The sequence below is a fragment of the Methylocapsa acidiphila B2 genome (genome assembly GCF_000427445.1).
GTDB lineage: Bacteria > Pseudomonadota > Alphaproteobacteria > Rhizobiales > Beijerinckiaceae > Methylocapsa > Methylocapsa acidiphila.
The window spans coordinates 831,022-855,129 of record NZ_KE386496.1 but is presented as its reverse complement, the minus strand read 5'-3'; the positions used below and the strand labels follow the sequence as shown (position 1 = coordinate 855,129).

19 protein-coding genes and 1 tRNA gene are annotated in these 24,108 nt (G+C 62.2%); 10 read left to right on the top strand and 10 right to left on the bottom strand.

Annotated elements, in window-relative coordinates:
• Positions 1-202 precede the first annotated feature (202 nt).
• From METAC_RS22500 to METAC_RS22495, 5 genes are all read right to left on the bottom strand, one after another.
• Positions 203-1,399 carry an AGE family epimerase/isomerase gene (locus METAC_RS22500; protein WP_051335405.1) on the bottom strand — a complete coding sequence of 399 codons (1,197 nt, stop codon included), beginning with the start codon at positions 1,397-1,399 and terminating at the stop codon, positions 203-205.
• Between the two features lie 155 nt (positions 1,400-1,554).
• Positions 1,555-3,093: a YifB family Mg chelatase-like AAA ATPase gene (locus METAC_RS0105545; RefSeq protein ID WP_026606254.1), complete on the bottom strand. Its 1,539-nt coding sequence runs from the start codon at positions 3,091-3,093 to the stop codon at positions 1,555-1,557.
• A gap of 175 nt (positions 3,094-3,268) precedes the next feature.
• Positions 3,269-3,994 carry a nucleotidyltransferase family protein gene (locus METAC_RS0105540; protein ID WP_036256036.1) on the bottom strand — a complete coding sequence of 242 codons (726 nt, stop codon included), beginning with the start codon at positions 3,992-3,994 and terminating at the stop codon, positions 3,269-3,271.
• Between the two features lie 22 nt (positions 3,995-4,016).
• Complete coding sequence (gene tsaE, locus METAC_RS0105535; RefSeq protein ID WP_026606252.1) at positions 4,017-5,570, bottom strand: tRNA (adenosine(37)-N6)-threonylcarbamoyltransferase complex ATPase subunit type 1 TsaE; 1,554 nt, start codon at positions 5,568-5,570, stop codon at positions 4,017-4,019.
• 124 nt (positions 5,571-5,694) lie between these two features.
• Positions 5,695-8,262, bottom strand: a complete 2,568-nt coding sequence (locus METAC_RS22495) for a sensor histidine kinase (RefSeq protein WP_084143915.1) — start codon at positions 8,260-8,262, stop codon at positions 5,695-5,697.
• Positions 8,263-8,933: 671 nt separating this feature from the next.
• Here METAC_RS22495 and METAC_RS22490 point away from each other — a divergent pair.
• The 3 genes from METAC_RS22490 to METAC_RS0105515 all read left to right on the top strand — a co-directional run bounded on the left by METAC_RS22490 (position 8,934) and on the right by METAC_RS0105515 (position 11,515).
• Positions 8,934-9,962 carry a glycosyltransferase family 4 protein gene (locus tag METAC_RS22490; RefSeq protein ID WP_036255316.1) on the top strand — a complete coding sequence of 343 codons (1,029 nt, stop codon included), beginning with the start codon at positions 8,934-8,936 and terminating at the stop codon, positions 9,960-9,962.
• A 70-nt stretch (positions 9,963-10,032) separates the two neighbouring features.
• A complete protein-coding gene (locus tag METAC_RS0105520) occupies positions 10,033-10,719 on the top strand; it encodes a class I SAM-dependent methyltransferase (RefSeq protein WP_026606251.1) in 687 nt (228 codons plus the stop codon).
• 184 nt (positions 10,720-10,903) lie between these two features.
• Positions 10,904-11,515 carry a hypothetical protein gene (locus METAC_RS0105515; protein ID WP_026606250.1) on the top strand — a complete coding sequence of 204 codons (612 nt, stop codon included), beginning with the start codon at positions 10,904-10,906 and terminating at the stop codon, positions 11,513-11,515.
• A gap of 58 nt (positions 11,516-11,573) precedes the next feature.
• Here the strand turns inward: METAC_RS0105515 and METAC_RS0105510 are convergent, their stop codons facing one another.
• Positions 11,574-13,235: an aminotransferase class III-fold pyridoxal phosphate-dependent enzyme gene (locus METAC_RS0105510; RefSeq protein WP_026606249.1), complete on the bottom strand. Its 1,662-nt coding sequence runs from the start codon at positions 13,233-13,235 to the stop codon at positions 11,574-11,576.
• 34 nt (positions 13,236-13,269) lie between these two features.
• On the opposite strand from METAC_RS0105510, the gene asd reads away from it, so the two are divergent.
• Positions 13,270-14,136: an archaetidylserine decarboxylase gene (gene asd / locus METAC_RS0105505; protein ID WP_026606248.1), complete on the top strand. Its 867-nt coding sequence runs from the start codon at positions 13,270-13,272 to the stop codon at positions 14,134-14,136.
• A 35-nt stretch (positions 14,137-14,171) separates the two neighbouring features.
• Positions 14,172-15,122, top strand: a complete 951-nt coding sequence (locus METAC_RS22485; RefSeq protein WP_198017171.1) for a lysophospholipid acyltransferase family protein — start codon at positions 14,172-14,174, stop codon at positions 15,120-15,122.
• A 130-nt stretch (positions 15,123-15,252) separates the two neighbouring features.
• On the opposite strand, the gene METAC_RS0105495 is transcribed toward METAC_RS22485, so the two are convergent.
• A complete protein-coding gene (locus METAC_RS0105495; protein ID WP_036255314.1) occupies positions 15,253-15,702 on the bottom strand; it encodes a MarR family winged helix-turn-helix transcriptional regulator in 450 nt (149 codons plus the stop codon).
• Positions 15,703-15,772: 70 nt separating this feature from the next.
• Here METAC_RS0105495 and METAC_RS0105490 point away from each other — a divergent pair, with 70 nt between their 5' ends.
• On the top strand, positions 15,773-16,147 hold the full coding sequence (locus METAC_RS0105490; RefSeq protein ID WP_026606246.1) for a VOC family protein: 375 nt from the start codon (positions 15,773-15,775) through the stop codon (positions 16,145-16,147).
• A 15-nt stretch (positions 16,148-16,162) separates the two neighbouring features.
• The gene (locus tag METAC_RS0105485; protein ID WP_051335403.1) at positions 16,163-16,597 is read left to right on the top strand and encodes an EVE domain-containing protein; all 435 of its coding nucleotides are present in this window, start codon (positions 16,163-16,165) and stop codon (positions 16,595-16,597) included.
• Between the two features lie 230 nt (positions 16,598-16,827).
• Here the strand turns inward: METAC_RS0105485 and METAC_RS0105480 are convergent.
• Positions 16,828-16,917: transfer RNA gene (locus METAC_RS0105480), tRNA-Ser, on the bottom strand.
• Between the two features lie 214 nt (positions 16,918-17,131).
• Between METAC_RS0105480 and METAC_RS0105475 the strand changes: the two genes are divergently transcribed.
• Positions 17,132-19,438 carry a Tex family protein gene (locus METAC_RS0105475; RefSeq protein WP_026606244.1) on the top strand — a complete coding sequence of 769 codons (2,307 nt, stop codon included), beginning with the start codon at positions 17,132-17,134 and terminating at the stop codon, positions 19,436-19,438.
• A gap of 19 nt (positions 19,439-19,457) precedes the next feature.
• On the opposite strand, the gene METAC_RS0105470 is transcribed toward METAC_RS0105475, so the two are convergent.
• Entirely contained in the window at positions 19,458-20,243 is a 786-nt protein-coding gene (locus METAC_RS0105470) for a pentapeptide repeat-containing protein (protein WP_026606243.1), read from the bottom strand.
• A gap of 208 nt (positions 20,244-20,451) precedes the next feature.
• On the opposite strand from METAC_RS0105470, the gene METAC_RS22480 reads away from it, so the two are divergent.
• Positions 20,452-22,053: an aspartate ammonia-lyase gene (locus METAC_RS22480; protein WP_245257422.1), complete on the top strand. Its 1,602-nt coding sequence runs from the start codon at positions 20,452-20,454 to the stop codon at positions 22,051-22,053.
• Between the two features lie 25 nt (positions 22,054-22,078).
• Here the strand turns inward: METAC_RS22480 and METAC_RS0105460 are convergent, their stop codons facing one another.
• The gene (locus METAC_RS0105460) at positions 22,079-23,344 is read right to left on the bottom strand and encodes an NAD(P)/FAD-dependent oxidoreductase (RefSeq protein ID WP_026606242.1); all 1,266 of its coding nucleotides are present in this window, start codon (positions 23,342-23,344) and stop codon (positions 22,079-22,081) included.
• A gap of 482 nt (positions 23,345-23,826) precedes the next feature.
• On the opposite strand from METAC_RS0105460, the gene METAC_RS0105455 reads away from it, so the two are divergent.
• Entirely contained in the window at positions 23,827-24,045 is a 219-nt protein-coding gene (locus METAC_RS0105455; RefSeq protein ID WP_026606241.1) for a hypothetical protein, read from the top strand.
• Positions 24,046-24,108 lie beyond the last annotated feature (63 nt).

Genomic DNA, 24,108 nt, shown 5'->3' with positions numbered 1-24,108 from the left:
ATAAGGATTGCGGCCTGCCGACCAAGTGATAATTCGAATTCGTGACAATTTAGCGTAAATATCCAGCTTTCGCCAATGCAAAATCATCGCGCGACTGTGACGATATCGCATTAACATCGCCTCGATGAATAGATCAATTCGACTTTGGCATGCAGCGTTGCGGTCAGCACTCCAAGGTGGACTATCCCTATGCCAATTGTGCTCAGGATATACGTGAGAGATCATGCTTCGCCTTGTCCTCGGGTGGAAAACACCGCGCCGCTTCCGTCCCGGCTAAGAAGAGGTGATAAAGCGAGCTCGCCGGCGCGTAATCGACCAACGGCCGCCCGTCGGCGCCGATATGGTCGATCCAACCGCCCTCGAAAGGCCTGTCGAGGAAATGGTCGAGCAAGGCGCGGATCGTCGTCGACGCCAGGCGCGGCGCGCTTTCGTCTCCTCCGTCTTGCAAAGCGACCGCCGCTTTGGCGCCTTCGGCATGCGGCCAGATCCGATGGGAATCTTTGACGACTTTCATGTCCGATGCGACTTCATCGAATATGAGCCCCCTCCCGCAAAATCCGTTCGCTTGGGCGCTGACGGCCAATCGATCGATCCAAAAGCCGAGATCCTCACCCGAGAATTTTTCGAACTCGCGCAGCAGCCACACCCATTCGAAATGATGGCCGGGTTCGAAAACGCGTCGCTTTAGAGGGTCTGGATGGTCGCTCCAATCTTCCGCGAAATATTCGAGAAGAACGCCCGGCTCGGCGCGAAAAAAGCGAGCTTTGAACATTTCAACGAGGCTTTTCGCACGCTCCAAATAGCCTCGGCCGGGAGCGGCCGCCTCAAGGGCCAGATAGGCCTCCAAAAGATGCATATGGGGATTTTGTCGCTTAATGCGATCGACGACGGGGGCGCTATCGTATAGCCCTCCATGGATGGGATCGATGAGCTTCGCGTCGATGAAGGCGATCGTTTCATCGGCGCGAAGGATGAGTTGAGGATCGCCATTCAGGCGATGGAGCCAAGCGAGCGCGAAGAGAATGAACGCATGCGCATAGGCGTCGCGCGCGGGAGAGACGACGGCGCCGTCGCCATTGATCGAAAAGGCGAATCCGTCCGAGGCGATTGAGCCGTCTGGAAAATCCCGCAGAAGCGAGCGCATGGCGGCCTCGGCGAGCGGCTTTCCTTCAGGAAACCAGCCGAGCAGCGCCGCATGAGCATAAACATAGATCTGGCGCGCCTGAACCATCGCCCGCCGCGGCGCCGAAAGAACGGGCTCCGCCGTCCAGGACAGGCGCTCATGGAACCGTCCATGCTCGGAATCGAAGCCGACGGTCGCCCAAAGAGGCAGGGCTTTCGCGACAAGCCAGTGGCGAAAACTTTTCGCATCGGAGCGGGCGTCGGCCCAGGCTCTCACGCCGGCGGTCGAGGGTGCAGCGCTTTCGATTGTTCGTCTCCGGCCGGTTCGATCGCGGACGCAGATGCGCCTGCAGAAAAATAAACGATATTGCAGCGCAGCGAAAGCCCGCCGCGACGCGGCGCGGCAAAAACCTCCGGATCAATGCCTCCCGGTCACGCCGCGCGCGCCTGTCTCGTCACGTCGACCCGGTAAGAAAGCGCTTCGGCGATATGAAGGCTTCCGACCTTCTCCGCGCCGTCGAGATCGGCGATCGTACGCGCGAGCTTCAGCACGCGGTGAAAGCCGCGAGCCGAGAGATGAAGACGGTCGGACGCCTCTCTCACAAGAGCGAGGCCGCTCGAATCGGGCTGCGCCGCCGCTTCGATCACCGCCGAAGGGGCGGCCGCATTGGACAGAACGCCGGGAAGCCCGAGGCCGGCGTAGCGGCGAAGCTGGATCTCCCGCGCGGCGGCGACGCGGGCTCCCACCTCCTTCGAGCCTTCCGCGGGCGGCGGCAACATCAAATCCGCCGCGGTGACGGCGGGCGCTTCGACATGAAGATCGATTCGATCGAGCAAGGGCCCAGAGAGCCGAGCCTGATATTGCGCGATGCAGCGGGCGTTCGGCTGGCGGTTGCAAGCGAAGCCTGGCGCCGTCGCATGACCACATCGACACGGATTCATCGCTGCGACGAGCTGAAACCGCGCTGGATAGACGATGCGGTGATTGGCCCGGGCGATGGAGACCTCGCCGGTCTCCAACGGCTGGCGCAGGCTGTCGAGGACCTGCGGCTGAAATTCCGGCAGCTCGTCGAGAAAAAGAACGCCGTGATGCGCCAGAGAGATTTCGCCAGGACGCGCGCGCGTTCCGCCGCCGACCAGGGCGGCCATGGAGGCGGAATGATGCGGCGCGCGAAACGGCCGACGGTCGGTCAGCGCGCCGCCCGCGAGGTCGCCGGCGACCGAATGAATGAGCGAGACCTCGAGAAGCTCGCGCGGCGACAGCGGCGGCAGGATCGACGGCAGCCTAGCGGCGAGCATGGACTTGCCTGCGCCTGGCGGGCCGTTCAAGAGCAGATTATGGCCGCCGGCCGCGGCGATCTCGAGCGCGCGTTTCGCACTTTCCTGGCCCTTCACGTCGCGCAGATCGAGAAGCGCGGCCGGCTCGCCCCGCATGGCCGGTCGCGGCCGCGCCATCACCTGCGTTCCTTTGAAATGATTGACGAGCTGGATCAAGGAAATCGGCGCGAGCACGTCAATGTCCTGGCCGGCCCAGGCGGCTTCGGCGCCGCTGTCATGTGGGCAGATCAGGCCATGCCCGCGTGAATTGGCGGCCATTGCTGCGGGAAGGACGCCGGCGACGGCCGTGATCGTGCCGTCGAGGGCGAGCTCGCCCAGAACCGTGTAATTCAGCAAAGCGTCGGGAGGAATGGCGCCGATTGCGGCCATGACGCCGAGCGCGATGGGCAGATCGTAATGGCTGCCCTCCTTCGGCAGATCCGCCGGGGCGAGATTGACGGTGATTCGCTTAGCCGGCAGGGCGAGGCCGGATGCGTTCAGGGCGGCGCGAACGCGCTCACGCGATTCGGCCACGGCCTTGTCGCCGAGCCCGACGACGGTGAAGACGACATTGCCATTGGCGATCTGCACTTGCACGTCGACGGGCCGCGCCTCGATCCCCTCGAATGCGACCGTCGCGACCCTAACGACCATGACGCCCCCTCAGGCCGAGCCTCCGTTTCAGCCATGCCGGAACTTAGCCGAGACTCCCTCTCCATGCAAGAACAACTCATGAACGAAAATTGATCTCATGGCGTGCAATCGGGGAAAATCCACGTCCTCCTACGCCTGCATCGCCCATCCATGTAGGAACAGGGGTCTACCCCCTTCACAGCACGCTGCGCATAATCATCCGCTCGGCCTCTTCGATCGCCTGGGGGACGCCGACATGGAGCCAAAGCCCGTCGAGCCGCTGGCCATAGAGCCTGCCCCTCGCGGCCGCCTCGAAGAAAAACGGTGCGAGGCCATATACCTCGCGGGTTTCACGCGCGAAAAGCTCGGGCTTGAGGATGCCGACGCCGGTATAGACGAAAGGGGCCACCTCGCGCTCGGGCCGCTTGCTCAGACGGCCGTCGGGCGAGAGGAGGAAATCTCCCGGCCAATCGACCCCCACGCTCGCCGTCGTGGCGGCGACGAGGAGGAGAATGTCCATCGTCTCGGGGTTCCAGGCGGCGGCCAACCGGCGCAGATTCTCCCTCGGGCCCTCGACCCAAAAGGCGTCGGTGTTGCAGATGAAAAAGGGATCGAGTCCGAGCAACGGCAAGACCTTGCTGATCCCGCCGCCCTGATCGAGCAGCTTCCGGCGCTCGTCGGAAATCACTATATTCGGGACATGCCGGTCGGCGAGATGGGTTTCGATCTGATCGGCGAGATGATGGACGTTGACGATTGCGGTCTCGACCCCCGCCGTCGCGAAACGGTCGAGCATATGGTCGATCATCGCCTTGCCGGCGACTTTGATGAGTGGCTTCGGGATCCGATCGGTCAGCGGGCGCATTCGCGCGCCGAGGCCGGCCGCGAACAACATGGCTTTGGCGGGCGTGAAAGATGACATCGCGAGGTCGATCGAGCTCCGGTCAGGACGCGGGGCCGAAGATCCGCGGCAGATGGGTCTCATACCAGATCTTGAGATCCGCCAAAACCGGATGGCTGAGATCTTTCGCCAGATATTTTTCGACGCGGGGCAAATGACGGAGATAATCCGGCTTGTGATCCCTGCGATCGAGGCGCGTGAAAATGCCGAGGATTTTCGTGGCCCTCTGGGCGCCCAAAACCGCATAGGCGCGGGCGAATTCGGCCATGTCGAACTCGGCGTCGGCCTCGCGGCGCAGCCGCGCGTAATGGCTGAGCAGCTTCAGCTCGATCAGATCCGGGACGTCGATGCGGGCGTCTTGCAGGAGCGAGGCCACGTCATAGGCGGGATGGCCGAGGACGCAATCCTGGAAGTCGAGCATGCCGATCTTGCCGACGCCCTCGCGATCGGACAGCCAAATAAGGTTCGGCGAATGATAGTCGCGTAGCGTCCAGGTCGCGCGCGCCGCCACGATGTCCTGGAGCGCCTTGCGCCACAGATTGACGAAATTCGCCTTGGCGCCGGACGCAATCTGCGCGCCGGCCACATGGGGCGCATACCAATCGAGCAGCAGCTCGATCTCAATGGCGAGCGCGTCCAGGTCATAGCTCGGAATCCGATAGGTATCGTCCTCGAGCGGCAAGCTCTCGGGCAGATCGGCGCGATGCAAGGCGGCGAGCGCTGTCGCAGCCCATGCGTAGCGCTCTTGATTGACGCCGTCGGGGCCGACGATCGGTTGGTCGCCGAGATCCTCGAGGATGGCGAGGCCCGCGTCGATGTCATAGGCGATGATTTGAGGCGCGGAGAAGCCTTGCCGGCGCAGGCCCTGGTCGATCGCAAGGAAAGGCCTGATGTCCTCCGCGAGCTTGGCGATCGCGCTATAGGGCTTGCCATAGCGCAGCGGCGGGCCGTCCGGACGCGGCGGCGAGATCATCAAAACTGCGCTTAGGCCGTCCGGACGGACGAGGCGCTCATAGGCGCGCGTCGACGCGTCGCCCTGCATGAAAAGACGCCTTGCGCGGCTCCACCCGCTGCGGGCCAAAATTCCATGAACGGCCTTGGCCTTGGCGAGTCGCGCGGCGAAAGCGCCGAAACCGGTCAGGGCGGCGGCGCGAAAATTGGGGCCGCGCTCGCGGTCGATCGCGAAGCTGATGTCGAGTCGATCCAGCTTCAGCGCCGATTGGGCGCGCTCGGGCCATTCGACGAGAACGAGCGCGCCATCGCAGGCCTCGTCCCAACCGAGCTCGACGAGCTCGTCGGCGTTCTTGATCCGAAAGAAATCGGCATGGACGATCGGATAGGCGCCGCCCTCATAGGCTTGCACCAGGACGAAGCTCGGACTCGGAACCTCGAGATCGGGCTCGCCAACAAGCAAGCGGATGAGGGCGCGCGCGAAAGTCGTCTTGCCGGAGCCGAGGTCGCCCGACAGAGTCACGAGATCGCCTGGCTCGACCAGTTCCGCAACGTCCTTGGCGAGCGCGAGAACGGCGGATTCGTCGTCGAGCTCTCGAGCCCAGATCGATTCGGTCGGGGCTTGCCGAGGCGCGTCACCGGCCATTGCGCTTATGCTCCTTAAATCCCAATGATTTTGGATCGCGTTGATCCAAAATCATTGGGATCGATTCTGATAGCCCCGAGCGAGATCCAGGCGGAAAACCGGTTTCCACTGTTCCTCACCCGCTCTAGGCGGACTGCAATGGCTCCAGCTTCACACCTTCCGACGGGAAGATGCAAGCCACGGTCGTGCCTTCGCCCAAAACCGAATCGATCACGATGACTCCGCCATGGAGCTCGACGAAAGAGCGGACGATCGATAGGCCGAGCCCCACCCCGCGGTGGCGCGACCCCGCCGTATGCGTTTTGAAGCGTTCGAAGACATGCTCGATGAGTTCGGCAGGAATGCCGCGCCCGCGATCGCTGACCTTGAAGATCACCTCGCCGCCTTTTCGCGCGGCGGCGAGCTCGACCATTTGGCCGGGCGCGGAAAAGCCAATCGCGTTAGAGAGCAGATTGAAGAGAATTTGCCGAATGCGCGTCCTATCGGCCACGAACGAGCCGAGCCCGTCTGGGGCGACGACCCGCAGCGTCAGATCCGAATCATCGAGCCGGTCTTGCACGCCTTCCGCCGCCGCCTGCATGGTCTGAGCGATGTCGACCTCCTCCAGAGATAATTCCATCGCGTCGGCGTCGATCGAAGCGAGATCGAGGATGTCGTTGATGATGGCGAGCAGCGCCGATGATGATTTCATGACGTAGCCGGCATATTCGAGCTGCTTCGCGTTGAGCGGACCAACCGCCGGATCGCCCAGGAGCTGGATGAATCCGATGATATTGGTCAGCGGCGAGCGCAGTTCGTAGGAGACGTGATGAACGAAATCATTGCGCAGCTTCTCGGCGTCGAGCAGCGCTTGGTTGCGTTCCATCAAGGCCCGCTCGACATTGACGCCGGCGGTTGCGTCGGTGAAGGTCAAGAGCGTCGCGCCGTCGGGAAGCGGCGCGGCGGCGCAATCGAACACGGAGCCGTCCAGGCGCGAAAGGCGGCGTTCAAAGCCGACGCGCAGATCCTGCAGCCCGGCGACGACGGCGCGGAGTTCACCCCAAGCGCCCTCGTCGGAGAAGCCCGGCGCGCAAACCCGAGCGACGCGATCGATATGCGGCCGGTCCTCGACTTGCGCCGGATCGAGGGTCCACATGCGCATGAAGGCAGGATTATAGAGCTTCAGACGGCCGTCGCTGCCAAAGACCGCGACGCCCTCCTTGAGAGCGTCGAGCGTTTCGCCCTGCACCCGGATGAGAGCGTTGAATTGCGATTCGAGATGGAACCGTTCAGTGACGTCATCGAACAGATAGGTGACGCCGCCTTGCGGATTGGGGTTAATGACGATTCGCAAGGTGCGCCCGTCGGGCAGATACCAGGCTTGCTCTTCGGTCTCCAGTGATTGATAAGCGGCGAGAAGGCTGGCTTTCCAGGTTCGAAAATCCGCCTGTTCCGGCAAGAGGCCGGCGGCGCGCAAGCGATCGATGATCTCGGAATCCGTCGGTCGCTGCTCGAGCCATGCAGCGTCGAGCCCCCAAAGCTGGCGATACGCGGCGTTGTGAAAGACGAGTCGCTTGGCGCGATCGAAAATCACCACCGCCGTCGAAAGCTGATCGAGCGTGCCGGCATGGGCCTGCCTCTCGCGATCGAGGGCGGCGCGCATCGCCTCGATATCCGAAATGTCCATCGCCATTCCGACCGAAGCCCCCCCGGCCGGAGCATCCACGATGTCGAAAACGCGGCGCTCCCCGACGACGACGGCAGGCGCGCGCCCACGCCAAACGGCGCCGCTCGCACGGGCGTCCGCGCTGGCGTCGCGCGCGGGGCTTTCAAGCAATTCGACGCCTCCCGCGACCGCGGCCGCTGGGTCTCTGGTCTCGACGGCGCGCGCATAGGCGGCGTTGACCCAGCTCAACCGTCCCTCGGCGTCGCGCACCCAGGCAGGATTTGGGATCGCATCGAGCAGGGTCCACAGAGCCTGGAGCTCTCCGAGAGTGCGGGCGTGAAGGTCATGCAGGCCAACGATTTCCTGACGCTCTTGCGAGACGTCTCTGATCCGCATCACGGCGAGGCCATTGATTGGACGCCCCTCGACCTCGAGATGGCGCCCCGACAGGCCTACGACGGCGCGCCTGAACGCCTCGCCGCATTCGCGCAGCCGGCTGACGCAGGTCTCGATGGATTGCGCCTGCTCGGGCGGCAGCCAGGACCCGAAGGCCGTTATTCGCCGTGGACTCGACCCAGCGGCGACCAGCGAGAAATCTCCTTCGACGGCGGGATCGGCGTCCGAGCCGGCCCAGGCCATGACGATCTGCGCCTCGGCGGCGAAAAGAAGCTCGGCGCGGTCGAGCTTCGCGCGCAGGGCGGCGATCTCGCGCTCTAGCGCCGCCTGGCGCCTAATCCAGCGCCGGCGTCCGACCAGATAGACGAGCGCCGTCAGAGTCGAGACCAGGCCGAGACCAAAAATCAGGGAAATTGTCCCCACGTCGTTGCTCCGAAACAGAGCGCCGGTCTCCGTTGCGGCGAGCGCCGGCTGCCGACAAAGCAGCGCAATCGGCGTCATCGCGCCTATGAAGCGAAAACCGAGGGCCAGGGAAATCGTTCGCGCCAAACGGCGGACCTCAGGCCGGCCGTCGATGGAAACCAGCCGCGCCGAGGCCGACGATAGCGGGCTTTGCCGTTCGATATGCTTTCGGCCGCTATGACGCCCCATCGCCCTCATCCAAAGTAGTCTGAATCCAGAACCATTCTGCAATTTCATTCGGACTTCGGTCTTGCCTGGACTCTTTTGAAATTTGCCTAAGCTGAAAAATTTTGAAGAGGCGGAGGCGAGACGATGAAATCCAGACGCAATTTTCCTGAGGATGTTGTTCGCATGAAGGGACACGTCTTGCGGCTCCCCCGTGAAAACTGTGTAATCCAACGCAATCTATTGAATTCAATAAAATTTGGCTATTTTTGACACGAAAGCTTTCACACCGGGCGTTATGAGGTCGCGGCGGCCTTGGCCTATATAAGTACGCGCCTGCGCCCATGGCGAAACGGCAGAAGGCCGCCGATTCGATTCGTCAGTTCCATTCCGGCTCTATCCGTTAATGCAATGTAGACGGTCATTCGTCTCGACCGCCTTTGTCTGTAACAGCGGCGCGCCTCCCCCCGCTCGAGGACGCCCACATCGTCATACGGTTGAAATATGAAGTTGCAATTAGTGTCGCCTGTTGCTCGGAGACGAAGGCTCGCGGACGCTTAATCCGCCTCCCTACATTTTCGGCTCCGCGTTTCTTTTCTCGGCGAGCCGGGACGCTCTTTTGAGAATGCTTCTCGGCTGCGTCCCAACGCGATCCGAACTATGGGGGAAATCTTGGCAATGGCGCGCGCCCGCTGATGAGAGTGCTGATCGCAACAGACGCCTGGCATCCCCAGGTCAACGGCGTGGTGCGGACCCTGACGGCGCTCGCCCGCAGCGCGCGCAATCTCGGCGTGACCATCGATTTCCTGTCGCCCGAGGGATTTCCTTCCTTTCCGATTCCCACGGATCCAAACCTCCGGTTAGCCCTTCCCGGACGCCGCGAGATCGCGCAGCGCATTGAAAATGCGGAGCCGGACGCGATTCATATCGCGACGGAGGGCCCGATAGGCCATGTCGTGCGGGCCTATTGCGTGAAGCACGGCCTGCCGTTCACGACGAGCTATACGACGCGGTTTCCGGAATATATCTCGGCGCGCCTGCCTATACCAGACGACTGGTCCTATGCGGTGCTGCGCCATTTCCATTCGGCGGCCACCGTCACCATGGTGTCGACCCCCTCCCTGATGACGGAACTCACGCGACGCAAGTTCAAGAATCTCGGGATGTGGACTCGCGGCGTCGACACTGACGCATTCAATCCCGCCCATGCCATCGACCTCGGCTTTCCGCGGCCGATCTTCGTGAGCGTCGGCCGGATCGCCGTCGAAAAGAACCTCGAGGCTTTTCTTTCGCTCGATTTGCCGGGGACCAAAGTGGTTATTGGCGAGGGGCCGCAGGAAGCCGAATTGCGCCGCCGCTTTCCCGAGGCGAAATTTCTTGGCCTCCTGGAAAACCCGAAATTGGCCGAGCATTTAGCTGCGGCGGACGCATTCGTTTTTCCGAGCCGGACCGACACATTCGGCATCGTGCAGCTCGAAGCTCTCGCGAGCGGCGTTCCGATCGCCGCCTTTCCGGTGACCGGCCCAGCTGACGTCATCGGCAATAATCCGATCGGCGTTCTGAGCGAGGATCTGCGCGCGGCCTGCCTTGGCGCGCTGCGCGTCTCGCGCGAGGCTTGCCGCGCCTTCGCCCTGACCCGCTCCTGGGAAAACAGCGCCCGCCAGTTCATCCGGCACATTAACCAGGTCGTGATCGGCCGGACGCGCAAGCCACGCATCGTTTGATAGGCGCCACGAACCGGCCGATTGCGGACGGACTGGCTTCGTCCCCGAAATATGGGGAGATGGAGGAATAATGGGGACGGAATTCAGCAATGAAGTAATCGAGAAGGCCTATGCGCGTTGGGCGCCGTTTTATGATTTCGTCTTCGGGGCCTTATTTTCTCGCGCGCGCCGCGCCGCCGCAGAAGCGGCCGAGCGGGTCGGCGGACGCGTCCTCGAAGTCGGCGTCGGCACGGGCATTTCATTCCCCGACTATTCTCGATCCACCCGTCTCGTCGGCGTCGATCTGTCGGAGCCCATGTTGCGCAAGGCTCAGGAGAAGATCGCTGAACTGGGCCTCAACAATGTGGAAGGCCTCTCCGTCATGGATGCCGAGCACATGGCTTTTCCAGACAATTCCTTCGACGTGATCGTCGCCCAGCTCGTGGTCACGACCGTTCCCAATCCGGAAGGCACGCTCGACGAATTTATGCGCGTTCTCAAGCCCGGCGGCGAGATCGTGCTGGTCAGCCGTGTCGGCGCGGACAAGGGACCTCGTCGCGTGATCGAGCAATGGCTTACGCCGCTGACCCGCTTTCTGGGCTGGCGGCTCGAGTTCCCCTGGACGCGCTATGAGCGCTGGGTCGAAGGACGTGACGCCGTGCGCGTCATCGAGCGCAGATCCATGCCGCCCTTCGGCCATTTCTCGCTCATTCGCTTCGGGAAAGTGAAAACCTCTGCAGCGCCAGATCAGCGTTTGGAGGCTCACGCCGCCGGATGAGTTCATCGTCCGGACGGACGACAGCCGCCACTGCCGTCCGCCGTTTCACTCTCGCCTTTTTCTCTTGAGTGCGATCGGCGGGATTCGCAAACCCGTGGTGTGTTTAATGTGATTGTTTCCCAACTGTCACATTTAATGCGTAAAAAATCGAACGTGGCCTCATAAGCATTGAAGCGGGGAGGAAATGAACGAATTTCTGCAGGACCTCAGAACCCAGCGGTGGGACGATCATCGCTACTATCATCACAGCCGGATCAACCAGTCGCTCCATCTCTTCAGCGCGATGAGCTTCCTCTGCGCCTATGTGCTGATCTTCACGAATCCGGTCGCAGCCGCGCTCGCGGGTTGGCTTGCGGCGATGGTGACCCGGCAAGTCGGACATTTCTTCTTCGAGCCGAAAGGCTATGACGAGGTCAATCACGCGACGCACGAATATAAGGAAGCCGTTAAAGTCGGCTACAATTTGCAGCGCAAGGTCGTCTTGATGGCGATTTGGGCGGCCTCGCCCATCGTGCTCTATTTCAACTCCAGTCTGTTCGGCATCTTCACGCCCGCCGCTAACACGGGCGAGTTCATCCGTCAGATGGGGCTGATATGGCTCGCCATCGCGGCTGGCGGGCTTATCTTCCGCACCGTCCACCTGTTCATCATCAGGGATGTTCAGACCGGACTTGTATGGATGACCAAGATCCTGACCGATCCTTATCATGACATCAAGCTCTACCACATGGCGCCGCTCTATCTGCTGCGCGGTGAGCTTTTCGATACGCAGACGGCCCCGGAGCAACACGTCTGAGCAACAGCAGTCCCGCCAATCCCGGCGCGTTAAGCCCGGGATTGGCGAAACTCTTCCTTTAGGCGAAGCGGCTGGCGATCATCTCGCGCAGAATTTGCCTTTTGATCGATTTATTTGTGGTCCGCCCATCCGACCACCACCAGCCATCCTGCCGCATCGTCATGGCGGCGGCGACGAAGCGATCCGCGACGGCGTCGAAATCAGTCTCTGTGTAGTTCAGACTGAAGATAATTCGCCCCGTGCCAATCCAGCTCAAGGCCAAACCTTCCGTGCGCAAATAATATTGCAACATCCAATTATAACGCGACGGCTGCGTGTAATAGATCGTCCAAATGGAGGAAATGTTGGCGACCTGAACCGGCAGTCCTTGCTCGCGTAGCCGGCCGTTGAGCCGATCGGCCCGATCATTCCATTTCGCGTCGAGATCGCTATAGAGTTCCCCCATCTCCGGTCGATCGATTCGTTCCAGGAACTCGTGCATCGCGCCCATGACATAAGGGTGAGAATTGAATGTTCCTCTAGCAAAGCAGATATCGGCCGGACGATCGTCGCGGTAACGCTTCATCAAATCCTTGCGGCCGCAAACCACGCCCACCGGCAGGCCGCCGCCCAAGGTTTTGCCATAAGTCACAATATCGGCGCGAACGCCGAAATAGTCCTGAGCGCCGCCGAGCGCGAGGCGAAAGCCGACGAAGACCTCGTCGAAGATCAAGATGATTCGACGCTCGGTGCAGACGGAGCGGAGCTGCTTCAGCCACTCGGCGTAGGCGTGCTTGTCGAAATGCGCGCTGCGGGAACTATCCACCAATGAGGAATCGGACGGCGCGCCAGCGTTGGGATGCAGCGCCTGCAGCGGATTGACAAGCACGCAGGCGATGTCGCGGCGCGTGCGCAGCACGCGCAACGCTTCTTCCGACATGTCCTTCAAGGTGTAGGTTTCATGGGCCGGCGTCGGGTTGCCGACGCCAGGCTGAACATCCCCCCACCAACCGTGATAGGCGCCGCAAAAGCGGACGAGATGGGACCGACGCGTATGGTAGCGCGCAAGCCGCACAGCTTGCATCACGGCCTCGGTGCCAGACATGTGGAAGGAGACTTCGTCAAGACCAGAAATCTCTTTAAGCCGCTTCACATTATAGGCGATCGTGGGATGATAGGCCCCGAGCACAGGGCCGAGTTCGCTGACCCGCTGCGCGCCTTTAGCGATGCAATCCTTGTAAAAGTCGTAGCCGAAAACATTGACTCCGTAGGAGCCGGTCAAATCGTAGAACCGGTTGCCGTCGAGATCGATCAACGTCACGCCGGAGGACGAGAGAAGAAATACGCCCGATTTGATATGGTCGCGGACATAGCGACTGAACTGGAACGGCGCACGATAGGCGTCGGTGAATTGCACGTCGGAGATGGAGTCCTTGACTTCATCCGTCAGCAGGTTCGTCTTGGCGCATCGCTCCTGCGACAAGCGCGCGAGTCGCGCGAAGCCAGCGCGCCTCTTCGCCGCGACGTCTTCGGGCGCGTCGTCGCAACAAAAGAAGCGCTCGTCGTCATACTCGTAGAATGGCGCCAGAGAAGCCACTCGGCGCGCCATGCGCGAATGGCCGGTCAGCGACCGGTGTTTGGCGCGCGACAGATCGAGCCTGGTCTTGAGCTTCACAACCGCCGCCGTGAGCGCCGTCGCGCCGAGCGCGGTAAGCGCGATTAGTGTATAGCGTGATTCCATCTAGTCGAGATCCATTGAGGCGAAACACAAGCAGATGAGCATTCGATCTCTTATTGCACGACTAACCCAGCAAGAGGATCTCAATTTTCTGCTGAGCAACCGAATTCCGCGGCGCCTTGCGACGCGTTTCATGGGCTGGTTCAGCAGGATCGAGCAACCGCTCGTGCGCGACGCCTCGATTGGCGTATGGCGCCTCTTCGCCGATCTGGATCTGAGCGAAGCGAAGAAGACCCATTTCAAGAGCATGCATGATTGCTTCATTCGGGAGCTCAAGGACGGCGCCCGTCCGATCGACGCCGATCCGCAAACGCTCGTCAGCCCCTGCGACGCGATCGTCGGGGCCTGCGGCGCGATCAACGGCGTTGAGCTCATGCAGATCAAAGGATCTACATACACATTGCCAGAGTTTCTTGTCGATCCTAAGCTTGTAGATCTCTATCGCAACGGCTGCTATGTCACGCTCCGGCTGATGTCCAGCATGTATCATCATTTTCATGCGCCGCATGATTGCCGCGTCGAACAGGTCGCCTATGTTCCGGGCGATGTCTGGAACGTCAATCCGGTAGCGCTCAAGCGCGTCGACAAGCTCTTCTGCAAGAACGAGCGCGCGGTGCTGCGGACCAGGCTCGCGGCGAGCGGCCATGTCGTTACCTTGGCGCCGGTCGCCGCCATTCTCGTCGCCGGAATCAGGCTGCCTTTTCTCGAGGAATGGCTAGAGCTTAATCGCCGCGAGACCCGCACAATTTCCTGTGATGTTGCTTTTCGCAAGGGCGAGGAAATGGGCTGGTTTCAGCATGGGTCGACGATTATTGTCTTTGCGCCCGACGGATTCACGTTATGCGAGGCAGTTCGTGAAGGCGCGACCATAAGAGTAGGACAGGCGCTGATGCGCTTGCCGTGATTTCTTATCTTTGGCCAATGGACAGCGAAAATCCCATGGCGAGAGCAGGCGGCCGATCCGATCATAAGCCAATCACAGCCACGGATTGTCCGCCTACAACGGACGATTATCTGTTCAGCTATGCTGCGCCAACCGACTCCCCATTCAAGCGTCGGCTGATCCGTTTTGTCGAGCGCGCAACGGGCCAGCCCACCCTAAAACGCCTATATCTCGCCAATCGGCGCAATCCTCGCTCGAACGAAAGCTTCTGGGCCGCCGCCGTGCGGTCCTTGGCGCTCGACATTCGTTTCGACCAGTGCGCGCTGGCTCGATTGCCGCGCAAGGGCCCGCTCGTCGTCGTCGCGAACCATCCTTATGGGGTGCTCGATGGGATCGTGATTTCCTGGCTGATCCAAAAAGTGCGGCCCGACTTTCTGGTCATCACTCACGCCGTTCTCATGCGCGCCGAGGAAGTGCGCGATTTCATCCTGCCGATCGATTTCAGCGCGTCGCCCAGCTCTCTCGAGACCAATCTCGCGTCGCGCGCAGCCGCGCGCGTCCAGTTGGGCAAAGGCGGCGCTGTGATCGTATTTCCGGCCGGGGCGGTGTCGACGGCGCCGGACAGGATGGGCCGGCGCCCCGCCGTCGACGCCCGGTGGCAGCCCTTTGTCGCGCAGCTGATCCAGAAGTCGAAAGCGACGGTCGCGCCGATTTGGTTCGATGGTCAAAATAGCCGGCTGTTCCAGATCGCGAGCCATGTCAGCGAAACGCTGCGCATCTCGCTGATTTTTCATGAAGTGAAGACCCGGATCGGCGCGACTCTCCGGGTCGCGATCGGCGCGCCGATCCCCTTCGACGAGATCGCGCATCTCAAGGACCGGCAGGCGCTGGCCGATATTTTAAGGGCGCGCACCCATGCGCTCGCGCCGAACCTTGCGCGGTTAGGTCCGACCAAAAAATCGGACCAAAGCCCCAAACGGCCGCGCCCCAATGCGCCATGCGCCTGATGGATAGGCCCGGAGCCGACCGAAACGAGACGATCTCTCAAAGATCATAATTGGCGGGCCGTGCCCGATGATGATGAGCACTACGTCTACGCTATAGCCCTCTAACGCCGCACGGAGGAAGTTGGTGCGGCTACGCAAGCGCCTCCGCAACTCTCGTGAGCATCTCGATGGCATCTGGAGTCGAAGCCTCACGCGCCAGCCGTTCCGATTTCTGAGCGGCCAGGTGAGCTTGCGCCAGTGACGCCCGCCCTTCCTCCGTCAACTCGGTTCGCTGGATGCGTCCATGCTCCGCATCCGGGCTGCGCTCGATCAAACCTGACTGTTCGAGCTTCACCAGCATGGCCTGCATGGTCTGCGGGGTCACAAACGCCCGACGCGCCAGCCTTGCGTTCGAGGCACCCGGTTCGGCTTCGAGGCTCACCAACACGTTGTATTGTGGCGCGTTCAGCCCGATCTCCTTCAACTGCCGGTCCATATGCAGGCGCATCGCCTGCTGCGCGCGCTTCAGCGCATAGCCGAGCGTCTCATGTGGCAAGAAGGGTTGGTCTACGGGGATCGATGTCGTCTTGGGGCTTGTCATGTCAGGGGGCTTAAAATATATTATATCAGGTACCTGACATTAGCATCTTCCCTCTGAAAGGACAACCAGAATGCCGCGCCTCATCGGACCCGACTTCATCGGCATCCAGGTCGCCGACCTCGATGCGGCTCGCACGTTCTATACCAAGGTCGTCGGATTGACTGCGGTCCCGAATGGTCCGCCCGGAGCGGTGGTTTTCGACACCAAGCCTATCCCCTTCGCCGTGCGCGCGCCCGTCGTCGATCTCGAACCTGTCGACATACTCGGCCATGGTATCGCCATCTGGTTCGGCTGCGACGATGCCGACGCCTTGCACGACCACCTCGCCTCACGCGACGTGCCGATTGCCTTCCCGCCGAAAGATGGGCCGTTCGGGCGCTATTTCGCCTTCCAGGATCCGTTTGGCTACACGATCACTGCGCATACCGTGCAAGAGACGGTCTGAGCCGTGGTGTTCTGGATGGGTGTCGCATCGGCAGAACACGCCCGCAGCGGACGCGACGGCGGCTTTGCACAGCTCGGGCACGGCAAGCATATTGCGGTGAAGTCTCTCAGGAAGGGCGACTGGATCGTCTACTACTCCCCGCGCGAAGGCATGGGGGAAGGCGAGACGGTGCAGGCGTTCACGACAATCGGGCGAGTGACGTCAGATGCGCCTTACCGGGCCGAGCAGGCGATGGACTTTAATCCGTATCGTGTCGATGTGGACTACCTGACGGACGCCAGGCCCGCTCCGATCAAACCGCTTCTGAACTACCTCCAACTGACCCAAGATCACGTTTCCAATTGGGGCATCGTGATGCGCGGTCCGAAGCGCAAGCTTGAAAAAGAAGATATGCGGCGTATAGCGGAAGCAATGGGCGTTCTGGCGGATTTCGAGAATTCACCGAACTGACATCATGCCAGCATGGGTCGGATGCTGGCATGATCCAACGTCGGCTTTGTCCCCGCATGACCGACACGCTGAGCTGTCGTTTGCATCCGTTAGGGACCTGCGTAAGGTCCGAGTTGGGTCCACTCCAGACAGGTCTTCCAAACCGCGCTCATCGTGCATCCATGCGGAAAACGACGGTGTTTGCGTAACTATGGCGTGAAATATCGCGCCATAGCGCATAATGGCGGGTTTGGCGGAGGGAGCGGGATTCGAACCCGCGATACGGTTTCCCGTATACACACTTTCCAGGCGTGCGCCTTCAACCACTCGGCCACCCCTCCGGATCTTCGCGCGAGCGGGCTCTGGGAGCCGCCCTCGGCGCCTTTAATGGGACCCTTGATCGAGCGGTCTCCGTCGCCGCCGCGCGTCGCGAATGGCGCGCACTATAGTGCGGCGGAGCGCAAGCGCAAGGCGGGCGTGCGAAGGCGCTCATTCTTGGATTTTTGCGCCGCCTCACCTATGGTCGCGACCCCGAATCACGCGAGCGAGACTCGAATGACCCCTGCCCCCGACCGAATCCTTCAAGCGATCGCCTCCGAAATTCAGGCTCGGCGCGAGCAGGTGAAGGCGGCGGTCGATCTCCTCGACGAGGGCGCGACGGTTCCCTTCATTGCGCGCTACCGCAAGGAGGCGACAGGCGGGCTCGACGATTCGCAGCTTCGCCTGCTCGAGGAGAGGCTGTCCTATTTGCGCGACCTCGAGGCGCGGCGCGCCAGCGTTCTCGAGACGATCCAGGGCCAAGGCAAGCTGACGGACCCGCTTGCGGCGAAAATCGCGGCGGCCGCGACCAAGGCCGAGCTCGAAGATCTCTACTTGCCGTTTCGGCCGAAGCGCCGCACCCGCGCCGAAATCGCCCGCGAGCGCGGGCTTCAGCCTTTGGCGGACGCCATCCTCGCTGACCGCGCCGCCGATCCCGCCGCGCTCGCGAAATCCTATATTTCCGAAGCCGTCCCCGACATCAAAACCGCACTGGACGGCGCACGTGACATTCTGGCCGAGACATTCTCCGAAAACGCGGATCTCGTCGGCGCGCTGCGGACCTATGTCAAAGCCAACGCCATGCTGCGGGCGCGCGTCGTCGAAGGCAAGGAAGAGGCGGGCGCGAAATTCTCCGATTATTTCGATCATCGCGAGCGCTTTTCGACGACGCCGAGCCATCGCGCGCTCGCCATGCTGCGCGGCCGCAATGAAGACATTCTGTCGCTCGACATCGAAATCGACGCCGAAAACGCTTCGGCTCTGAAGCCGGTCGAGCAGACAATCGCCGCCCATTACAAAATAGCCTCCAATGGCGCGGGCGACGCCTATCTTCTCGATGTCGTCCGCTTCGCCTGGAGGACCAAGCTTTCGCTTCATTTGACGCTCGATCTGATGAATGAGCTTCGCGAGTGCGCCGAGGCCGAGGCCATCCAAGTCTTCGCCCGCAATCTCAAGGACTTGCTACTCGCCGCGCCGGCAGGCCCGAGGCCGACCATGGGGCTCGATCCCGGCATCCGCACGGGAGTCAAGGTCGCGGTCGTCGATGGAACCGGCAAGCTGCTCGAAACCGCGACTGTCTATCCGTTTCAGCCGCGCAACGACCTCGCCGGCGCAGCCGCCGAGCTCGTCCGGCTGATCAAAAAGCATGGCGTCGAGCTGATCGCGATCGGCAATGGGACGGCGAGCCGCGAAACCGACCGGCTGGCGGCGGACGTCATCGCCGCCCTGCCCGTCCCACGCCCCATCAAAGTGGTCGTGAGCGAGGCCGGGGCGTCGGTCTATTCCGCTTCGGCCAAGGCGGCCGCCGAAATGCCGGATCTCGACGTTTCATTGCGCGGCGCGGCGTCGATCGCGCGCCGGCTGCAAGACCCGCTAGCGGAACTCGTCAAGATCGAGCCTAAAGCGATCGGCGTCGGCCAATATCAGCATGACGTCAATCAGGCCCGCCTCGCCCGCGCCCTCGACGCGGTGGTCGAGGACGCGGTCAACGCCGTCGGCGTCGATCTCAACACGGCCTCGGCCTCGCTGTTGTCGCGCATCTCCGGGCTCACCGCGTCTCTGGCCGACGCCATCGTCATTCGTCGCGACTCGCAAGGACCTTTCGCCAACCGACGCGACCTGCTCGGCGTGCCGCGTCTCGGCCCTCGCGCCTTCGAGCTTTGCGCCGGATTTTTGCGGATCTCGAATGGAACCGAGCCGCTCGACGCCTCCTCGGTGCATCCCGAGACCTATGGCCTCGCCCGTAAGATCGTCTCAGCCTGCGGCCGCGATCTTCGCGCCCTGATGGGCGACGCCTCGACGCTGCAATCGCTCGATCCCGCGAAATTCGTCGACGAGCGTTTCGGCCTGCCGACCGTGCGCGACATTTTGCGCGAGCTCGAAAAGCCCGGCCGCGATCCGCGCCCTGCGTTCAAGACGGCGACATTCGCCGACGGCGTCGACGATATCAAGGATCTGAAGCCCGGCATGACGCTGGAGGGCACGGTCACCAATGTCGCCAATTTCGGCGCCTTCGTCGACATCGGGGTGCATCAGGACGGGCTCGTCCATGTCTCGCAGCTCGCCGATCGCTTCGTCAAAGATCCGAGCGCCGTGGTGAAAGCCGGCGACGTCGTCAAAGTGCGCGTGGCCGACGTCGACCTGAAGCGCAAGCGCATCGCGTTGTCGATGCGCAGCGGCGACGCCGGAGATGTGAGGCCACCGGCGTATTCTAATCGCGAAGTCGCCAAGAAGGATAAGCGCCCGGCGCCGCAAGCGCGGCCGAGCTCCGTGGCCCAGGGCGCTCTCGGCGCCGCGCTGCGCGAGGCGATGGAGCGGAAATAGCCGCTTTCGGTCGCGCCAATCACTCCTTGAACGCGCGGGCCAAATTGCTCGCCCGGGCAAAGGCTTTTTCCTGCGCCGCGTCGATGCGCGCCGAGGCGAGATCGAGATCCTCGACATCGGCGCCGTCGAGCTTAGCGCCGCGAAAATCAGCGCCGCCCGCCTCGGCGCCAACGAGCGAGGCGCCGGCGAGATTCGCGCCTGCGAGTTTCGCGAATTGCAGATCGGCGCGGCCGAGTTTGGCCTTCTCGAAATTGGCGTCGCGCAAATCGGCGGATTTGAACACCGCGCGCATGAGGCCCATCGACTGATTCTTCATGTCGGCGGCGAGATCGGCCTCAGTGAGCTTGGCGCCGCGCAGGCTCGCGCGGGAGAGATCCGCCGCGATGCGCGCGCCCGAAAGATCAGCGCCGTCGAATTTCGCGCCTTGCATCTGGCTTGCGAAAAGACTGGCCTTTTTCAAGCTCGCGCCGGAGAAATCCGCCTCCAAGGCCCAGACTTGGTCGAAGGACGCACCGTCGAGATTGGCGCCCGCGAGCTTGGCCTTGTTCAGCCGGGCGGCGCGAAAATTAGCGCCGCGCAGGTCCAGGCCGGAGAGATCAAGGCCATTCAAGCTCTTACCGGAAAAATCCAGCGCGCGCCCCGCATTCGCCTTAGCCTCGGCCTCGACCTCCGCTCGCGTCATATCGGCTTTGGTGAACATGGGGCTTGCGAGATCGACATTGCGCATCATGTCTTGTGAAATCGCCGGCGTGGACAGCAGGATCGCGCCAGCAAAAAGGAACAGATAAGTCTTGCTGCTTTGCATTGAAGGCGCTCCAAATGTCTTTCGCAGCCGGGCGTTCATGCACCAAACACGCGGATGCGCGAGCTTTCACGGCCGGCCATCTTTTATCACACTCTCGAAGCGCAGTTCGCGCGATTGCGCCAGTTGGGCAGGTGGTCTCAGCCTTGCGCGAGTGCGGTTTCGCCAACGCTTCCAATTCCTTAGCATTTTTTTGTTTCCTTGGAGACACATGCGCGGCGACGAGTTCCAGCGCAAGCCTGCGCGCCTGACGCCCCGCTTCTCGATGGCAGGAATGGATTTCGCCATGGCTGAAAATACGTTCGAAAGGCTCGTCCCCGCCCTGGAGGACGCTCCTGTCAATCTCGCGCTCGTCGCCGGACGATCGTCCGAACGCCCGCGCGTCGCGACGCGGAAGGAATATGATCTTCTCGGCGAAGCGGAGATCCCCGCCGACGCCTATTGGGGCGTCCACACATTTCGCGCCGTCGAGAATTTTCCGATCACCGGCATCCCGATCGGGCATTTCCCCGATCTCGTCCGGGCCTTGGCGCTTGTGAAGCAGGCCGCGGCCCGCGCAAATCGCCGCCTCGGCCAATTGCCGGCCGAAAAGGCCGATGCGATCGAGCGCGCCTGCGACCTCATCGTCAAGGACAAGCGCTTTCTCGGCCAATTCGTCGTCGACGCCGTGCAAGGCGGGGCCGGCACTTCGACCAATATGAACGCCAATGAGGTCGTGGCCAATGTCGCGCTCGAACTCATGGGGAAGCGCAAGGGCGACTACGCCGTTCTTCACCCCATCGACGATGTCAATATGGCGCAGTCCACCAATGACGCCTATCCGACGGCCTTGTGCCTCGCCCTGATCTTCGCTTCTGCGCCGCTGGTTCAGGCGCTGCAGGAACTTGCGTTCGCGTTCAAGGCGAAGGCGGTCGAATTCGCCGACGTGCTCAAGATCGGCCGCACGCAGTTGCAGGACGCCGTGCCGATGACGCTCGGCCAGGAGTTCGACGCCTATCATGCGACTATCAAGGAGGACATCGATCGGCTGCAAGAGGCGGCGGCGCTGTTCCGCGAGGTCAATCTTGGCGCGACGGCGATCGGCACCGGCCTCAATGCGGATCCGCGCTACGCCTCGCTTGCGGTGGTCGAATTGTCTCGCCTATCCGGCCAACCGCTCGTTCTCGCGCCCAATCTCATCGAGGCGACCTCCGATATGGGCGCCTTCGTCTTGTTTTCCGGCGTGTTGAAGCGCATTGCGGTCAAGCTATCCAAGATCTGCAACGATCTGCGCCTGCTCGCCTCCGGGCCGCGCGCGGGCTTTGGCGAGATCCACCTACCGCCGATGCAGGCGGGCTCTACGATCATGCCGGGCAAGGTCAATCCGGTGATCGCCGAAGTCGTGAGCCAAGTCGCCTATCTCGTCATTGGCAAGGACCTGACGGTGACCATGTGCGCCGAGGCAGGACAGCTCCAGCTCAACGCTTTCGGGCCGATGATCGGCTATTGCATCCTCACCTCTTTGCGCACATTGACCGCCGCGATCGACACCTTGACCCGCCGCTGCGTGAACGGCATCGAGGCGGATCGCGGCCGCTGCCTGAGCCTGGTCGAGAACAGCATCGGGCTTGTGACCGCGCTCGCGCCCGTGCTCGGCTACGAGGCCTGCTCGCGCATCGCGCATCGCGCGCTCAACGAGGGCCGCACGGTGGCCGAGATCGTCCTCGAGGAAAGGCTTTTGACCGAGGCTCAGCTCAGCCAGGTCCTGAAGCTCGAGACCATGACGCGGCCCTCGCGCATGGTCGGGCCCGCCGCCGTAAAGGCGGGGGAATAGCGCGCGCAGCCGTGGCGCAGAGCGCTCAACGCGCCCCGGTCGCCATCAGCGTCTTCAATGAAATATTCTCATCCGCGAGGCTTTCCGCGGCGATCGACATGCGCTCGCCGACAAGCCGCTTCGCAGCCATGAAATCGCCTGGCCGGTTGACTGCGTCGGCGGCGATGATTGTTCCGTCCTTGAGGTAAAAGGCGATGAAGGAGGCGCTCTCCTGTGCGCCGCGAATAACGACCTTCTCATAGCCGTCGGACAGGCCAACCATCTGCAGCTTCAGATCATATTGATCGGACCAGAACCAAGGCGCGGCGGCCGGCGCGCAGGGCTTGCCCATGATCGAGGCCGCCGCCGCCCGCGCCTGCTCCAGCGCGTTGGGAACCGATTCGACGCGGATTTTGCGCCGCAAGAATCCATGGTTCGCATGTATGGCGCAATCGCCGATCGCGTAGATCTCGGGATCGCTCGTGCGCGATTGATCGTCGACGACGATCCCTCCGTCGACGACGAGCCCGGCGCGTTCGGCGAGTTCCGTATTCGCGACAAGCCCGATGCCGACGAGCACCAGATCGGCCGCGATGGCGTCGCCTTCGCCAGAGAGCACCTCGCTCACCCGCGCGCCGTCTTGAGTCGGCGCGAAACCCGCGACCGAAACCCCGGTCCTGATCTCCACGCCGGCCTCCCGATGAAAGCGTTCATAAAAGGCCGAGAGCTCGGGCGCGGTGACGCGGGCGAGCACGCGCGGCATCGCCTCGAGCACCGTGACCGCGAGGCGGCGCTTGATCGCGACCGCCGCGACCTCGAGGCCGACATAACCCGCCCCGATGATGACGAGGCGCCTTCCGCTTAAAAGCTCGGGCTGCAGCGCCTGGACGTCGGCGATATTGCGCAGATAGAAAATATTGCGAAGCTCGGCGCCCGGGACCGCCAGCTGGCGCGCGCGGCCGCCCGTGGCGAGCACGAGCCGGTCGTAGGCGACAGGCTCTCCGCCGTCGAGCAGGATGCGCTTCGCCGCGCGGTCGATCTCGCTGACGCGCTGGCCGAGTCGCAGTTCGACGTCAGCTTTCTCATAGGCCACGGCGGCCTTGTAAATCAGCGCGTCGGCGCCGATCTCTCCTGACAGATAGGCTTTGGACAAAGGCGGGCGCTGATAGGGCAAATAGGGTTCGTCGCCAAACAGAAGAATCCGGCCCTCGAAGCGGCTTTGCCGGAGCAGCGTCGCCACTTCGGCTCCAGCCTGTCCCGCGCCGATGATCGCCATGGTCGATGCGGCGCCGAGCGCGGCCTCAGCTGTCACGAACCCTCTCTCCGATGAATTCCGGTGATTAAAGTTAGGGCAGGCATAGTCGGTGCGTTGGAGGAAATCAGCGATTCTCTTTTGCCGCATTTAGATGGATGATCGTGGATAACTGTTCTCAGCCGACGCCTCAAAAGCCGACCTGTATTGACGTTACGGATCAAATGGCTTGCACTAGCCGCGCCAGCCGGGGACGAGGCCCCCACGCGTCGCCGCCGCGTCTAAAAGCCGCCGTTTTGAACCGGACCCTGAAGCGTTCAGACTTCAAGATGCTCGCCCCGTTGGCGGGAAGTCACGTTCCGTGCAAGGTTGTGCGACAATATTAAGCATGGAACGAAATAACGATTGCCAAGTTCAAGGGTGGTAGCAAGTGCGAAATCATATGTGGCGAGCGATAGGACTCAGGCCACGGCGAATCCGCAGTTTCGACAATATCAATTGTCACTATTCACCCGCCCTGATGGCGAAGAAGAATTGCTTCGATGAATAAGATGCTGAAAGGCGACGGCATGCGCGGTCACTTGCTCGGCGAAAGCAAGTTCGAGACGCCGCAATTCGCCCGCTTCCTCGGGAAGTCTTTTGACGCGCAAATCGGCGTCAGACTGAGGAAAACCTTCGAATTGCCGCCGGCTCAAAGCGAGCCGCCGGCGATCCGCATGTTGTTGCAGCAGATCGAGGCGAAGCTCGAAGGACGCCGATAGAGGCACCACGACCGCGGGCTTTGACTTCGCTAGCGCGCAGGAGAAGCTCGGAGCTTAATCTCG